13 protein-coding genes are annotated in these 15,465 nt (G+C 38.5%); 10 read left to right on the top strand and 3 right to left on the bottom strand.

Going from position 1 to position 15,465, the window contains the following annotated elements:
- Window positions 1–290, top strand: a 290-nt coding sequence (locus tag BMW36_RS18500) for an RNA-guided endonuclease InsQ/TnpB family protein (RefSeq protein WP_139180341.1), incomplete at its 5' end; no start/stop codon positions are given.
- Window positions 291–412: 122 nt separating this feature from the next.
- Here the strand turns inward: BMW36_RS18500 and BMW36_RS18495 are convergent.
- Window positions 413–769, bottom strand: a complete 357-nt coding sequence (locus BMW36_RS18495) for a response regulator (RefSeq protein WP_089743896.1) — start codon at window positions 767–769, stop codon at window positions 413–415.
- Between the two features lie 171 nt (window positions 770–940).
- On the bottom strand, window positions 941–1,843 hold the full coding sequence (locus tag BMW36_RS18490; protein WP_089743893.1) for an ArsR/SmtB family transcription factor: 903 nt from the start codon (window positions 1,841–1,843) through the stop codon (window positions 941–943).
- 250 nt (window positions 1,844–2,093) lie between these two features.
- Between BMW36_RS18490 and BMW36_RS18485 the strand changes: the two genes are divergently transcribed.
- From BMW36_RS18485 to BMW36_RS18465, 5 genes are all read left to right on the top strand, one after another.
- Window positions 2,094–3,428, top strand: coding sequence for a hemolysin family protein (locus BMW36_RS18485; protein WP_425431959.1), 1,335 nt, complete (start codon window positions 2,094–2,096; stop codon window positions 3,426–3,428).
- Window positions 3,429–3,430: 2 nt separating this feature from the next.
- Window positions 3,431–6,049, top strand: coding sequence for a cation-translocating P-type ATPase (locus BMW36_RS18480; protein ID WP_089743888.1), 2,619 nt, complete (start codon window positions 3,431–3,433; stop codon window positions 6,047–6,049).
- 163 nt (window positions 6,050–6,212) lie between these two features.
- Window positions 6,213–6,935 (top strand): SDR family oxidoreductase, encoded by a 723-nt coding sequence (locus tag BMW36_RS18475; RefSeq protein ID WP_089743903.1) that lies wholly within the window; start codon window positions 6,213–6,215, stop codon window positions 6,933–6,935.
- Between the two features lie 59 nt (window positions 6,936–6,994).
- Complete coding sequence (locus BMW36_RS18470; RefSeq protein ID WP_089743886.1) at window positions 6,995–8,041, top strand: arabinan endo-1,5-alpha-L-arabinosidase; 1,047 nt, start codon at window positions 6,995–6,997, stop codon at window positions 8,039–8,041.
- Window positions 8,042–8,249: 208 nt separating this feature from the next.
- Window positions 8,250–8,978 carry an NAD-dependent epimerase/dehydratase family protein gene (locus tag BMW36_RS18465; RefSeq protein ID WP_089743900.1) on the top strand — a complete coding sequence of 243 codons (729 nt, stop codon included), beginning with the start codon at window positions 8,250–8,252 and terminating at the stop codon, window positions 8,976–8,978.
- Window positions 8,979–9,016: 38 nt separating this feature from the next.
- Here BMW36_RS18465 and BMW36_RS18460 read toward each other — a convergent pair whose 3' ends face one another.
- On the bottom strand, window positions 9,017–10,135 hold the full coding sequence (locus tag BMW36_RS18460; RefSeq protein ID WP_089743883.1) for an NADH-dependent flavin oxidoreductase: 1,119 nt from the start codon (window positions 10,133–10,135) through the stop codon (window positions 9,017–9,019).
- 188 nt (window positions 10,136–10,323) lie between these two features.
- On the opposite strand from BMW36_RS18460, the gene BMW36_RS18455 reads away from it, so the two are divergent.
- The 4 genes from BMW36_RS18455 (at window position 10,324) to BMW36_RS18440 (ending at window position 15,115) form a co-directional block, all read left to right on the top strand.
- Window positions 10,324–11,322, top strand: coding sequence for an LLM class flavin-dependent oxidoreductase (locus tag BMW36_RS18455; RefSeq protein ID WP_089743882.1), 999 nt, complete (start codon window positions 10,324–10,326; stop codon window positions 11,320–11,322).
- A gap of 84 nt (window positions 11,323–11,406) precedes the next feature.
- Window positions 11,407–12,246 (top strand): SAM hydrolase/SAM-dependent halogenase family protein, encoded by an 840-nt coding sequence (locus BMW36_RS18450; protein WP_089743880.1) that lies wholly within the window; start codon window positions 11,407–11,409, stop codon window positions 12,244–12,246.
- A 31-nt stretch (window positions 12,247–12,277) separates the two neighbouring features.
- Window positions 12,278–13,147 (top strand): heme o synthase, encoded by an 870-nt coding sequence (gene cyoE / locus BMW36_RS18445; protein WP_245711743.1) that lies wholly within the window; start codon window positions 12,278–12,280, stop codon window positions 13,145–13,147.
- A gap of 27 nt (window positions 13,148–13,174) precedes the next feature.
- Window positions 13,175–15,115, top strand: coding sequence for a GTP-binding protein (locus tag BMW36_RS18440; RefSeq protein ID WP_089743879.1), 1,941 nt, complete (start codon window positions 13,175–13,177; stop codon window positions 15,113–15,115).
- Window positions 15,116–15,465: the final 350 nt, after the last annotated feature.

Here is a 15,465-nt window from a genome sequence, read left to right as displayed (position 1 = left end):
TGAAAGGAATGTCACAAGCACTTAGATTCGGTAAAAGCGTAGCGGATAGTGGATGGGGAATGTTCACTTCTTTCTTACAGTACAAATTAAAAGAACAAGGAAAACAACTGATCAAAATTGACAAATGGTTTCCATCTACTAAAACTTGTTCGTGTTGTGGAAATACCCAACCAATGCCTATGAATGTTAGGATGTATGTTTGTTCTTGCGGACTAAATCTTGATAGAGATTACAATGCTGCGCTAAACATAAAAAAAGAAGGCATTCGCTTATTAACAAGTGCCGAATGAAAAGATAAACTCTTGGAACAAGAGGGTTAGCTTGGTCCATTTCGTCAGCTGACAAAAGGGACGATTACCCAAGAAGCCCCCACTTCAAGCAACCCGTAAGGGTGGTAAGTGGTGGGAGTAGTTCACTCAATCTTATCAAGAGCTTTAATTAAGTCATTGAAAAAGGGCTTAATGATGAAATCTTTTGCGCCAAGATGGAGTGCTGACATTACATTACTTTTGGTAGCAAGGGAAGAAACAATTATTACGTTCGCATTCGGGTTTAATTCGATTATTTTCTTTAATGCATCTAACCCGTTGGCTCGGGGCATAATTATATCAAGCAAAATGATATCAGGACGGAGTTTCTGAAACTGCATAACCGCCTCTAGTCCATTGCTAGCTTCACCAATGACTTGATAAGGGTGCTTCTCGATGATTTGCTTTAACCAGCGGCGCATAAATTTTGAATCATCGGCGATAAGTACGGTTTTCATCATGGACATACTCCCTCAATATACTTTCCAATCATATTATTGGTATAACTATTTTACTTCAATTTATAGTTTGTGTGAAGAAAATTCGATAAATTTCTACTTTTTTCTACTCTATTTTCTATTCAACTAAAAATAAAAAAGAAGCCCATTAAACAGGCTCCTGTTTTTTCATATTTAAATATAGTAAAGCTTAAAATTAATGTCCTGATCATGATTACCAAAGCCCCGGCCAAAAAGAGTTACCCCGCCAACATGTTCAGCATTTTCTTTAACCTCAATTCGGAGCTTCCAGCCATCTGTTCTCTTATCCAAATCATGAATAGTAACATCAGATAATGGATCACCGCCCATGTAAGTCCCATGTGATGTAATACGAATCGTCTTAAGCAAACCGTATTGATTAATATTACTAGGCCACCAGTCTGGCGTAAATTTACCCCTTGTGTCAGCAAAGTCACCTGGACTGATCCATGTACCCAGTTCAATATCATTTAATGTGAAAGTAATATCAGATGGCCAAACTTCATTAGAAAAAGGGAATTCTGAAGAAATTTCGAAGCTGATATCCAGTTGCTGCAGTTCGTCTTCTTCTTTTAAAAAGTTTGGTGTTTTGTATTCAATAAATCCTTGAGTAAACCAGAGAATTCTTGCATCCATTCTTTTAGGGTCCATGAAATATTTCGCATCATCCACCGGACCGATAAAGTCTTTGATTGTAGCTAGTCCGCAAGTTGGTAATACCTGGTAATCTGTGTAATGCCCGACTGGTACGGATGTTTCATATGTGGCGAATGAATGAAAGATTTTTTTGGGGAAATTAATTTCAATATGATCAATTTTCAATATGGAGATTCTTTGGAGGCCGGATTTCCCCGGGATTTTTTCTGTTCGTATAATCCCCGCTCTCTCCAGCTTCTCAATATGCTTTGTCACAATAGGACTGCTTATTCCTAAAGCTGCGGAAAGATCTTTAATATTCATTTTGTTTTTGGATAACAGGTGAATGATTTGAATTCTTACTTCACTTGCTAATGCTTCGTAAACAGGTAAGGATGACTTGTCTATTTCTAATTGCATAAGGATCAACCACTTTCTTTCATTTATTATTATGGTAACAAAATTAATAAAGTTATTATGATAGTTAATAAAAAAATATGGTTATTCTTTTAAAGATTAACCAAAAAATTAATATAAGTCAATAACTGTTCAGGAAGTATAAATGTAAAGTGAATGGACAGGGATGGCATAGACTTTTTAGAAAATAGAAGGGGTTTATGATTGTTTCCGGCTTTTTAGGGTATAACAATGGTAGAAGACTATATTGAAGGTGATCGAATTGTTACTTGGTATAATCATATTAATCATCCTGATTTTAATCAATGCTTTTTTTGCTGCATCAGAAATTGCACTTGTTGCATTAAATGACAACAAAGTAAAAAAAAGAGCGGAGCAAAAAGATAAAAAGTCCATGAAACTGCAAATCCTGCTTTCCGAACCCGGACGTTTTCTTGCTACTATCCAAATTGGAATCACATTAGCAGGTTTTTTAGCGAGCGCATTTGCTGCAGACAGTTTCGCAACTCCATTAGCAGAATGGCTTGTCTCCATAGGAGTACCAATATCATTCTCTCTCCTTAATACAATATCTGTTATTATTATTACCATTCTATTATCGTACTTCACCTTGGTAATTGGTGAACTGGTGCCAAAGCAACTGGCACTTCAGAAGGCGGAAGCAATAGCCTACGGGGTTGTCTCACCATTACTTATTCTGTTTAGAATCAGCACTCCTTTTGTGAAAATTCTGAATCTTTCTACGAACTTAATCGTAAGACTATTAGGAGTCGATCCAAATGCAAAACAGGAGGAGGCGAATGAAGAAGAAATTCGGATGCTTGTCGATATTGGCGGTGAAAGAGGAACCATTGAACAAGATGAAAAACAAATGATCCATAATATTTTCGAGTTTAATAATAAAACAGTTTCCGACATCATGACACACCGTAAAGAAATTAGTGCCATTGAACTTGGTATGCCATTAAATGAAGTGGTTGATTTAATGAATGAAAAGCGATTTACCCGTTTTCCTGTTTATGAGGAAAGTATTGATCAAATTGTTGGAATACTACATATGAAAGACATTGTGCCACTTTTATCGGGGAAGTCCACTGAGTCAACAATAGAATCACTTTTAAGAAAACCTTACTTTGTTATGGAGTCCCAGCCAATTGATGTTGCTTTTCAGGATATGAAGAAAAATAATGTTCATATTGCTATGGTGGTAGATGAATATGGCGGAATTGACGGCTTAATAACAATAGAAGATATGATTGAGGAAATTGTAGGAGAAATTTTAAGTGAGCATCATCTCCCAGGTGAGCAGGAGAAATCCCAGTTTAAAAAAATCAATGAAAACGAATATGAAATGGAAGGGACCACACCTTTATATTTGTTAGATGACATTTTTCATGCTGAACTGCCTTCAGAGGAGTTTGAGACAGTTAATGGGTTTCTTGTCAATCAATTAGGGTACATACCGAAAAAAGACGAGTATCCTTCCATTACTTACAAATCTATTGTTTTTAATGTAGTTGAAGTTTCTGATATACGTATCGAGAAAGTTAGTGTCACATTTCAAAGAGATAATGGAGGGGGCAATTAAATATGGAAATGTATCAACAAACGAAAGAGGACGTACTGAAAAATTTAGAAGTAACAGAAAAGGGATTGTCAGATGATACGGTGAAAAGGCGGTTAGAAGAGGAAGGCTATAACGAAATCGCCGATAAAGAAAAGGTTCCGACATGGAAGTTATTTTTAGAGACTTTTAAAGATGCCATGGTGATAGTTCTTCTAGTTGCAGCAGTTGTGCAGTTAATTCTTGGTGAAGTAATTGAGTCTGTTATTATTTTCCTGGTTATTTTGTTAAATGCAGTAATCAGTGTTGTCCAGACAAAGAAAGCAGAGAGTTCTTTAGATGCCCTTCGTGATATGTCTGCACCTGAAGCAAAGGTGATCAGAAATGGCACAACATCAACAATAATGGCAAGAGAACTTGTACCTGGAGACATTGTTAAACTGGAAGCAGGTGACTTTATCCCGGCAGATGGCCGCTTGCTTGAAGCTGAGTCATTAAAAATTAACGAAGGTATGCTGACAGGGGAATCTGATGCTGTTCAGAAAAAAATAGATCCGATTAATGAGGATGTAACAATTGGGGATCAGCTGAACATGGTATTTAGCAGTTCGCTTGTTGTAAATGGCCGTGGAACATTCGTTGTTACCGCAACAGGTGAAAAAGCTGAAATTGGTAAAATAGCTGAAATGATCGAAACAGCGGAACAGAAGCAGACACCGCTGCAGCGAAAGTTAGACTCATTCAGTAAAAAATTAGGTATCGCCATCTTACTATTATGTATACTTATATTCGCAGTACAAGTTGGCCGGTTATGGTTTACTGGTGCGGAGGCGGATATGACCACAGCTGTTCTTGATGCATTGATGTTCTCTGTTGCTATTGCGGTTGCCGCTATTCCGGAGGCATTATCATCTATTGTGACGATCGTATTGTCAGTAGGGACTAATAAAATGGCTAAACAGCATGCAATTATCAGAAGACTCCCAGCAGTCGAAACACTTGGATCTACTAGTGTTATTTGTACAGATAAGACTGGTACATTAACGAAGAACCAAATGACTGTTACGGAAACCTACCTGCCAGGCGTGGATAAGCCTTTTTCTGATAGTTCCAGCCAAAATGAACGATTATTAATCCAGACCGCTGTCTTATGTAATGATTCTTATATCAATGAGGATAAAAGTGAAATTGGAGATCCAACTGAAATTGCATTAATTCAATTTTCCGATAAGCAAAACCAGCCTTATCAGGAATTAAGGGAAAAATATAAAAGGGAAGCAGAATTGCCTTTCGACTCTGACCGTAAGATGATGTCAACCGTTTATACGATTGATGGCAAGCGGCTAATGCTGATAAAAGGTGGTCCGGATGTGATGGTTGACCGCGCGTCCTCTATTTTAGTAGATGGAGAAGTCATCGACTTAAATGAAGAATGGTTAAAAAAATTACAAGACCAGAATGAAGGTTATTCACAACAAGCACTGCGTGTATTGGCATTTGGTTATAAAGAGATTTCCGAAGACCATAAGATTACCCTTGATGATGAAAAGGACTTTGTTCTAATTGGACTTACCGCCATGATGGATCCACCACGTGATGCGGTGTACGGCTCAATTGAGGAAGCGAAAAAAGCAGGGATCAAACCTGTAATGATTACAGGAGACCATAAAACAACAGCACAGGCAATTGGAAAAGAAATTGGATTAATGAATCCAGATGACTTAGCAGTTACAGGTAAAGAGTTAGATAAAATGTCGGAACAGGAACTTGATGAAAAACTGGAGAGAATCTCGGTATATGCCCGTGTATCACCTGAAAACAAAATCAGGATTGTGAAGGCTTGGCAAAGAAAAGGCCAGATAACGGCAATGACCGGAGATGGTGTTAATGATGCACCAGCACTGAAACAAGCTGATATTGGAATTGGGATGGGTAGCGGAACAGACGTAGCAAAAGACTCTGCAGCGATGGTTCTTACAGATGATAATTTTGTCTCGATCGTGAAAGCAGTGAGTGTTGGCCGGACAGTCTTTGATAATATTAAAAAGGCGATTGCTTATTTGTTTGCAGGAAACCTTGGCGCGATTATTGCGATACTGTTTGCCGTTCTGATGAATTGGGCCAATCCTTTTACAGCATTACAGCTGCTCTTTATTAATCTGGTTAATGACTCATTACCGGCAATTGCTCTTGGTATGGAGAAGTCCGAACCGAATGTAATGAAGCGCAAGCCGCGTAATATTGATGAAGGTATTTTCGCAGGTGGAACATTAAGATCTGTCATTATTCGCGGGCTGTTAATCGGTACGGCTGTTATTGTCTCCCATTATACAGGTTTACAGCATTCAGATGAGATGGGTGTAGCTATGGCCTTTACTACATTGATTTTAGCAAGGACCTTACAGACATTCCCCGCAAGATCAAATGTTCAAACAGCAATCAAAGCAGGCTTCTTTAGTAATAAATATGTGCTGGGTGCAGTTCTTGTTGGCTTTGTTCTTTATACAATTACCATCTTGCCATTTGCTAGAGATATCTTCCATATCCCTGCTGAATTTGGCTGGAATGAAGGGTTAATTGCAGCTGGATTGGCACTAGGAAGTGTTATTCTTATGGAAATCGTAAAAATTTTCCGAAATAAATAATTTGATCTAGGACACACGTTTAACATTTACCATTCAAGGGGCCGCTTCTGGCCCTTTTTATGTTCGAGCATGCCCAGCTGTTTAGATAATATTTTTTTGCTAAATAAAATGAAAGGGTTTACAATATAATAAAATAGAGGATGATAGAAATGGGGTGCTGTTAGTGAAAGTGTTAATAACCGGAGCAAACAGAGGGTTAGGTCTTTCTCTTATTGAAACAGGATTGGGCAAAGGTTATACAATGTTCGCAGGAGTAAGGTCAGTTGCTGATGAGGATATAGCAAAATTGCAAAAATTAAAAAATGAATATGAAGGTCAGCTCAGAATATTACATATTGATGTAACGAATGAAAAAACAGTCAGGGATGCTTCAAAGGCAGTAGCATTTACTGACCAGTATGTCGATGTGATTATAAATAATGCGGCTATACTAAATGAGAGAGAAAAGACAATAGAAGATCTCGACATTCATGCAACAATGAAGGCTTTTGACATAAACACTTTAGGGCCTCTGAGAGTCATTAAGCATTTCCTGCCATTAATAAAACACAGTTCAACGTACAGTGTTGAAGAAAATACAGCCATTTTAAACATAAGTTCAGAAGCAGCCAGCCTTACAAACGCATATCCAGGGGATTATCCATATGGTATGTCAAAAGCAGCTTTAAACATGTTTACAGAAAAACTTCGAGCATATTTGAGGGAAGATAAAATATTTATAGCCTCTGTTCATCCGGGCTGGATGAAAACAGATATGGGAGGGGGAAATGCACCGAAAGATCCGGCAAAAACCGCAAAAAATATATGGTCAATGATAGAAAATCCCCCTGAATTATCAGACCATTGTGCTTTTATTAATGATGAGACATTATTAATGAAAATATAATAGCAACATTTCCAGGTGTTATGATATAATGTACGTACAAGTTAAAAGGGGGACAAACAATGAAAAAGACAGGTGCTATTATTGCTGTACTTTTTTCTGTTGCACTACTTGTATGTACAATTGTTTTTTATGAGCCAATTGCAAATATTACAGGTGGAACAAGGGAGACTGTTACGGAAACAAAATTAGAAATGACAGGGGATATAGGAGGATTTGATGTAGAAAAAGGAGACGATCCAACACACGATCCTTCCATTTTTAAAGCAGATGATACCTATTATGTAGTATCAACAGGAATTGCACGGAACGAGGAAAATCCAGGCGGGATCTTTATCCGGAAATCTGAAGGCGCTTTAGAAGGGCCGTGGGAGTCAATTGGAGAACTGCCTGTAGCAGAATGGACGAAAGAATATAATGTCCACCATTTGTGGGCGCCGCATGTAGCAGAAAATGACGGAACATATTATTTATACTATTCTGCATCAATGTTCGGTACGAATTACTCTGCAATTGGGGTTGCATCGACTTCTACCCCTGAAGATACAAATAGCTGGGAAGATCATGGGCCTATAATACAAACTACAATGAGAGACAGCTTTAATGCAATTGATCCGATGGCAATTGAAGATGATGGGAAATGGTGGCTTCTGTATGGTTCGCACTTTGGCGGAATCGTCCTGAAGGAATTGGTTGATATGACTGAGACTACAGGAGAAGAATATGTACTTGCATCCAGACAAGCGACTACCGAACATAACGCAATCGAAGGACCAACAATTTTCAAGAAAGATGATTACTATTACTTACTTACATCTTGGGACAAATGTTGCAGCGGTGTTGATAGTACGTACAAGGTTGCTGTGGGGCGTTCTGAATCAATCATTGGTCCGTATGTGGACTCCAATGGTGTAGCACTGCTGGATGGCGGCGGTGATGTCATTCTTGAAGCAGAGGATAATCAGATTGGACCCGGTGGACAAGATGTGATTGAAGAGGATGGCAATTATTATATGGTTTATCATTATTATGATGGAGATGCAAATGGCACGATCCGGATGCAGATTAGACGAATGAATTGGGAAGTTGGCTGGCCATCATTTAAATAATGGATTATTAAACAGGAGGGTTAAGTGAAAGCTTAACTCTTTTTTGTTTTAGTAAAAATAACCTCGACCATGATAAGGCACGAGGTTGTTTCAAAGCCCCTTGGTCAGGGTAAACAATAAAAACATTAATTGACAGTTTTGTTATGCTTTTTTAGAAGGATCTCTGGTTATACTAATCATTATTGTAATGGAAGGGGCTTTAGTTTTAATGAAAAAACTAGTCATCATCGGCGGTAATGGAAATGTTGGCAGGAAGCTGTTTAATGGATTTAACGAAGAGTATCAGGTATTAGTTTTGGACCATTCGGTGGAAGAGGAAACATCCACTTTTCAATATGTTGATGCAACAAATTATGATCATTTGTTGGAAAAAATACCGACAGATACCGATGTATTAATAAATTTATTAAAAATAGATACAGATAAAGCGGTAGAGAATGTGGATGAATTTAACAAAATGACAGACGTATTCTTCAAAGCAAGCTATTACCTCATGTTAATTGCACAGAAATATAATATACCAAGGGTAGTTTTTGCAAGTACCAACCATGTGACCGACTATTATGAAGATAATGGTTTTTCTAAACTGGGCCGTGAGATTACTACAAAAGATTACCCTGCACCTACAGGGTTATATGGTGTGTTAAAAATAGCTTCAGAACATGCGGCTTTTACTTTTTCCCACAATACGGACTTATCTGTCATTAATATCAGAATCGGTTCTGTGCCTCCGGATGAGGAGCAGGCAGTAAAGAAAGATGATCGCCTAAAGAGAACATTACTTTCGGAAAAAGATCTGGTTAATCTGTTTCAGGCGGCTGTTGAAACAGATGTGAAGTATGGAACGTATTATGGTGTCTCCAATAATAAAGATAAGCCATGGGATATATCAAATGCCATTAATGAACTAGGATACCGGCCTGATACCAGTAACTAAAACAGGAAAAGAGCGGATATTGCTCTTTTCCTGTCTGTTTAATCTATACCAGGAAACCATCCAGGAGTGTTAGTAATAATATTCCAGAGCGGATCTGGAACAACTAACTCCTGTTGTCTGTTTTTATTCAATTCTGTTACAATTTCGTCTTCTTTTCCTGTTTCAAGTTTTTCAACCCAGTCAGGATCTATAATCAATTCCCTGCCAAGTGCGATTAGTGGAATTCCTGTCGCGAAAGCTCTCCGGGCATCTACTGCAGAGTAAATGGAGCCTACTCCAATTAATGGTACCCTGTTGTTAATCGTCTCAAGTAAATATTCGAGACGGGTTTTATTTAAATCATCTACGCCTCTGCGTGGTTTAGATGTGAAATCATTTAATGAAACATGCAAGTAGTCAAGTTCTTTATCAGCGAGAGTATTGACTAATTCCAAGGTATCTTCCATCGTAATTCCCGGGGTTTCTGCCTCTTCTGGGGAAAATCTGTATCCTACGATGAATGGGAAATTTGCGTGTTTTTTTACGGTTTCCGTCACCCTGTCTACAACAGCTAAAGGAAATGCCATCCGCTTCTCGATGCTGCCTCCAAAACGGTCATCCCTTCTGTTGGAATGTGGGGAGAAAAATTGCTGAATTAAATATCCGTTTGCACCATGAATTTCAACCCCGTCAAATCCAGCTTCAATGGCCCGGCGAACAGTTTCGCCAAACGAATTAATAATATTTTCAATTTCCTGTTCGCTTAACGGTCTCGGTACAGGATTATTTTCCCCGGCAGCTGGTATGTTACTTGCACTTACAACATCTCCATCAGGTACAAGGTCTGCCGGACACATTCTCCCGCCATGAAATATTTGCAAAATTGCTTTTGCTCCATTTTTTTTAATCCCATTTGCTAATTTCTCCAAACTTGGTATCATTTCATCATTATCAGCTCCAAATTCTCCAGGAAAGCCTTTCCCGTTTGGGGTTACATAAGTACATGCAGTAATAACCATACTAACACCATGTGATCTGCGGGAATAGTAGTTTACTTCTGCTTCTGTAACTGTTCCGTCATTATTTGAAGAAAAGTTGGTCATAGGTGCCATTACAATGCGGTTTTTCAGTTTTACGCCATTAGGCAATGTATAGGAAGTTAATAAATCATTGGTCATTTTGTTTTACCACCTTTTTAAAAGAATGTAAGTTATATAATATTTAATCATTAGAAGAATGTACATTGATCTGCCTGAACAGAATATATAATTCCCAACATGACTGAATGTAAGCAAATAAATTTTTTAATCTTAAGGAAATTGATACGATAGTAATGAAAGTGACACAAGAAAGGAAATGACAATTAATGAACATAAACATACCTGTATCAGTATTAAATTTAGTTCCAATTAGAAAAGGCAACGGTCCGAAAGAAGCGATTGACCAGATGGTTGATCTCGCACAGGCCACTGATGAGATGGGATATAAACGGTATTGGATAGCAGAACACCATAATACAACAACTCTAGTTAGTTCTGCTACCACTATTTTAATGAAGCATACATTGGAGAATACCAAAAACATCCGGGTAGGTTCTGGCGGTGTAATGTTGCCGAATCATGCGCCATTGGCTGTGGCAGAACAGTTTGGAACAATGGCGACAATTTATCCTGATCGTCTGGATTTAGGATTAGGCAGAGCGCCGGGTACTGATCAGTTAACGGCAAGTGCCTTAAGACGCTCAAAGGATGATCCTGTTTATACTTTCCCTAAAGATGTTCAATCATTGTTAACATATTTTGGACCAGAAGAAGAACAAGGCTATGTAAAAGCGTTCCCTGGAATTGGCACAAATATCCCAATTTATATTCTTGGTTCTTCAACAGATTCTGCTCATTTAGCAGCAAAACTAGGCTTGCCATATGTTTTTGCATCACATTTTGCTCCTGCTCATATGGAAGAAGCGATCTCCATATACCGGAGAGAGTTTCAGCCATCTGCATATTTAGATAAATCTTACATGATGGTTTGTCTAAATGTAATCGCAGCAGAAACGGACGAAGAAGCACAATTTGAATCAACAACGATGCAGCAGTTTTTCTTAAATGTGGTCAGGGGTTCAAGGACTCCTTTAAGTCCTCCTGTCAAGGATATGGATGAACTGTGGACAATGCAGGAAAAGCATGTTGCCTCATCGATGTCCAGTGTAACCTTACTTGGGAGCAAAGACTCTATTCGTGAGCAATTAACCAGTTTCCAGGAAAAATATCAGGTAGATGAACTGATGGCTGTTTCTTATATTTACGATCAGGAAAAACAGAAACGATCCTATCAAATTTTAAAAGAAGTCGTTGACGGAAAGTAAATGTTCCTGATTCCAAAAGAAAATAGTATTCATTGGCTGATAATAGTATAATAAATGGAGTGAAAACCAAGGGGGAGATCATTTATGATGAATGCACTGGTATTACAATCAGACTTTGGTTTGGAGGACGGTGCAGTGAGTGCTATGAAAGGTGTAGCACATTCTGTCAGCAGAGTAATTCCAATTTATGATAATACCCATGATATTCCGCCATTTGATATTTGGGCAGCATCTTACCGGCTTTGGCAAATTGTAGCATACTGGCCAAAAGGAACGGTATTTGTTTCCATCATCGATCCGGGTGTTGGAAGCAATCGAAAAAGTGTTGTAGTAAAAACGGACAGAGAACAATATATTGTGACACCGGATAATGGTACCCTTACACATATTGCCAGAAAAGTTGGCATACAGGATGTCAGAGAGATTGATGAAAATGTTAATCGGTTACCTCAATCAGGTGCCTCGCATACTTTTCATGGAAGAGATGTTTATGCATATACTGGTGCGCGGTTAGCAGCAGGTGTGATAAAATTTGATGAAGTAGGACCTCCGGTGAATAGTGATGAGATCGAATCATTGCCATTTTATGAGCCGGTATTAAACGACGGCAGGATTGAGGGTTCTATTGATATACTCGATATTCGATTTGGAAACCTTTGGACAAATATCAGCAGAGAAATGTTTATCCAGTTACAAATTGAATACGGGGATCGTGTAGAGGTTGTGATCCAGAATGAAAATCGCCAGGTATATAACAATGTGATGATTTTTGGACGATCATTTGCTTCCATCCATACCGGAGAGCCGTTAATTTATGTTAATTCATTAGATAACATGGCTATTGCTATTAATCAGGGTTCATTCGCTAAAGCTTACAATATTGGAACAGGGCCAAGCTGGAGAATTATGATAAGAAAAAGATAATGCAAGAAGTTGCACGGGTTAACTAGAGGAAGTGATCAGAATTATTCGTTTTTTAAAAGATTTAAAATACTTATTTAAACGGTTTGTATTAATTGCAAATGTGCTTCCGGTATTATTTGGTTTTTTAATAGCATGGAAATACTACGGGGTATCTTTTTCAGATTATTTTGTTTCTCTTCTCCTGCTTATTACTGGAAGCGGCATGCTTGTCGCAGGGGCTCTTGCCTGCAACAATTGGCTGGAAGCAGATGTCGATAAATTGATGGAGCGGACAAAGAACCGTCCAACCGTTACTGGAACAATGTCGTTAAGAACCGTTTTGTGGATTGGGCTTTCTTTAAGTTTCATAGGGCAGCTTTTGTTGCTTTTTATAAACTTTGAAGTGGCGGTATACGGATGGATTGGCTGGTTCACTTATGTTGTTGTATATACAATATGGACGAAAAGACGTGTTACATGGAATACGCATATTGGAAGTTTATCCGGAGCGGTTACACCATTGATGGGCTGGGCTGTTATTGATCCAGCTATTCATGTCATCCCGCTCTCTTTATTTTTGATAATGTTCCTGTGGCAAATGCCGCATACTTATGCCATTGCCATTAGAAAATATGATGATTATGCCAGGGCAGGTTTAAAGATGTTACCAGTGGTGAAAGGTTACCAGACAACTATTTGCCGCACAAGTATCTATATTGCATTACTTATTTTTGTTCCGCTATTGATCAATGATATGAGTCCCGCTTTTTATATTTTGCTAAGTTTATTAAATATTGCCTGGCTCATGATTGGTATAAAAGGTTTCCGGACGAAAGATGTGAAAAAGTGGGCAGATCAATTATTTATCAGCTCATTAATTTATCTTGTGGGTGTATATACATTGTATCTTATTTTTGTTTAATTGCTTAGAAAAGTAGGTTGATGATATATGATGAGTACGATCGGATTATTTGCACATGTGGATGCAGGGAAAACGACTTTCGCTGAGCAGCTTTTGTTTCACACAAAAAGTATCAACAAGCCTGGACGAGTGGATCATAAAAATACATTTCTTGATCATCACAGTGTGGAACAGGAACGTGGAATTACTGTTTTCAGTGAACAAGCATTAATTAAAACAGACCGGGGTCATTATCAAATTATCGATACACCGGGTCATGTTGATTTTTCAGCGGAGATGGAGCGGATGGTCCGTGTGGTCGACTTCGGAATTATCATAATTAGTGCTGTGGAAGGAATTCAAGGGCATACTGAGACTGTTTGGCAGTTGTTAAAAGAACAGGAAAAGCCTGTTTTTTTCTTTATTAATAAACTGGACAGAGAAGGTGCAGATAAAGAAAGCGTAATGAATGAAATAGAGAGAGAATTTGATATCCCAATTTTTGATGCAACCAACTTTTTTCAAACAGAGCATTTTCCAGCTGAAGTGATCGAAAGAATTGCTGAACAGGATGATCTATTATTAGAGCAGTATCTGGAAGGTGATTTTGACGAGAATCTATGGAAAAGGTATATGAACAAAATGATTCAGACAAGTACCATCTATCCATGTTTCTATGGATCTGCATTACAGAGTAAAGGTATTAGTCATGTGATAGAGGCACTGGATGAATGGACAAATAAAAAATGGGAGCGTATGGGACCATTCATTGGCACAGTATATAAAATCCGCCATGATAAAAATGGACATAAACTAACATTTATTAAAGCAATTCAGGGGCAACTAGCGGTTCGGGATAAAATAAATGATGAAAAGGTGAATGAGCTCAGAATTTATGATGGACAAAATTATCGAACTGTTGATAAAGTCCATGCAGGTCAGTTATTCACTATAATGGGATCAAATCAATTATCCATAGGCGAAACCATCGGAGATACTAGTAATCCTGATAAATATAAGATGCTGCCAACTATGAGAGTAAAAGTGGAATATGGTAAGGAAGAAAGTGATCGGGAAATATTACAGTTATTTGATTTGCTGGATGCAGAAGACCCTTCGTTACAAGTAGAGTGGAACAATGAATCAAGTGAGATTCACTTGCATATTTTAGGTGTCATCCAACTAGAGGTTTTAAAACAAGTAATGCTGGAGCGCTTCAACAAGTCTATTGATTTTTCACCCCCGGAAATACTTTATAAGGAAACAATTAAACAACCGGTGATGGGTTATGGACATTTTGAACCATTAAGACATTATGCGGAGGTTCATTTCCGGATAGAACCCGGTGTCAGGGATAGTGGTGTGACATTTGAGAACAGGTGCCATGTGGATGACTTATCATTGAACTACCAGCGGCTGATAAAGCAGCACATGTTTGAGCGGGCGCATACGGGAGTTATGACAGGATCAAAGTTAACAGATGTCCATATTATTCTGATAAATGGCCGTGCCCATGAAAAACACACCTCTGGAGGAGACTTCAGGGAAGCTTCCTATCGCGCTCTTCGCCAAGGGCTTGAGCAGGCAGATAATATCCTGCTGGAGCCTTATTATGAAGTGAAAATAAAGGTCCATTCCAGTTTAATAGGAAGGGTTATAACAGATATTGAGAAGGCTAAAGGAATGTTTGATGCTCCCGTATCAGAAGGGGAGAATGCTGTGTTGACTGGCAAGGTCCCTGTTTCCACATTTCGGAATTACCCTGTCACATTTGCTTCATTTACTAAAGGCAAAGGTTCTTTACAGTTGCGTTACGCAGGTTATTATGAATGCCATAATCCTGAGGAAGTAGTTGAGAAAATAGGATATGATAAAAATCTTGACCCGATTTACCGATCTTCATCCGTATTTTGCTCCAAAGGGGAGAGTTATTCTGTCCCATGGCAGGAAGCAAAAGAGCATATGCATGCAGATATAAAAGATATTTAAGCCAGGGAGAGGATGGGACGCCTGGTTCGAACGAATAAAATTAAAAAATTCTTTGCGCAAATAGTGTGAGGAGTTTTAAAACGGATCATGTTTTTTCGGATTGGTGAGATATCTGTATTCCTTACTTATTCTTAAATAGAGTGGAGTCATTATAATTTCCTCCTCTTTGTTTATCGTGGTTGAAAACATAGATCCTGAGGAAATCTATAGTGGCTCTTCTTTTTACATAATTATACTGGCTTAACCGGAGAAATCAGAGCGAAGACGTTCGGAGGAGAGCTGAAAGCCATGGCGTCCGGAAAAATAGGAGCGAAGTCGTTCGGAGGCGCGCTGAAAGCCATGGCGTGCGG

It is taken from the genome of Gracilibacillus ureilyticus (genome assembly GCF_900111195.1).
GTDB lineage: Bacteria > Bacillota > Bacilli > Bacillales > Amphibacillaceae > Gracilibacillus > Gracilibacillus ureilyticus.
The sequence above is the reverse complement of the archived record's forward strand: the minus strand, read 5'-3'. Positions and strand labels throughout refer to the sequence as shown.

What these genes read in the sequence shown, in the direction of transcription:
- BMW36_RS18480 (WP_089743888.1), top strand. Translation starts at nt 3,431, where the DNA reads ATGGAAATGTATCAACAAACGAAAGAGGACGTACTGAAAAATTTAGAA.
- BMW36_RS18460 (WP_089743883.1), bottom strand. Translation starts at nt 10,135, where the DNA reads ATGACCAATGATTTATTAACTTCCTATACATTGCCTAATGGCGTAAAA.
- BMW36_RS18465 (WP_089743900.1), top strand. Translation starts at nt 8,250, where the DNA reads ATGAAAAAACTAGTCATCATCGGCGGTAATGGAAATGTTGGCAGGAAG.
- BMW36_RS18495 (WP_089743896.1), bottom strand. Translation starts at nt 769, where the DNA reads ATGATGAAAACCGTACTTATCGCCGATGATTCAAAATTTATGCGCCGC.
- BMW36_RS18455 (WP_089743882.1), top strand. Translation starts at nt 10,324, where the DNA reads ATGAACATAAACATACCTGTATCAGTATTAAATTTAGTTCCAATTAGA.
- BMW36_RS18490 (WP_089743893.1), bottom strand. Translation starts at nt 1,843, where the DNA reads ATGCAATTAGAAATAGACAAGTCATCCTTACCTGTTTACGAAGCATTA.
- BMW36_RS18450 (WP_089743880.1), top strand. Translation starts at nt 11,407, where the DNA reads ATGATGAATGCACTGGTATTACAATCAGACTTTGGTTTGGAGGACGGT.
- BMW36_RS18470 (WP_089743886.1), top strand. Translation starts at nt 6,995, where the DNA reads ATGAAAAAGACAGGTGCTATTATTGCTGTACTTTTTTCTGTTGCACTA.
- BMW36_RS18440 (WP_089743879.1), top strand. Translation starts at nt 13,175, where the DNA reads ATGATGAGTACGATCGGATTATTTGCACATGTGGATGCAGGGAAAACG.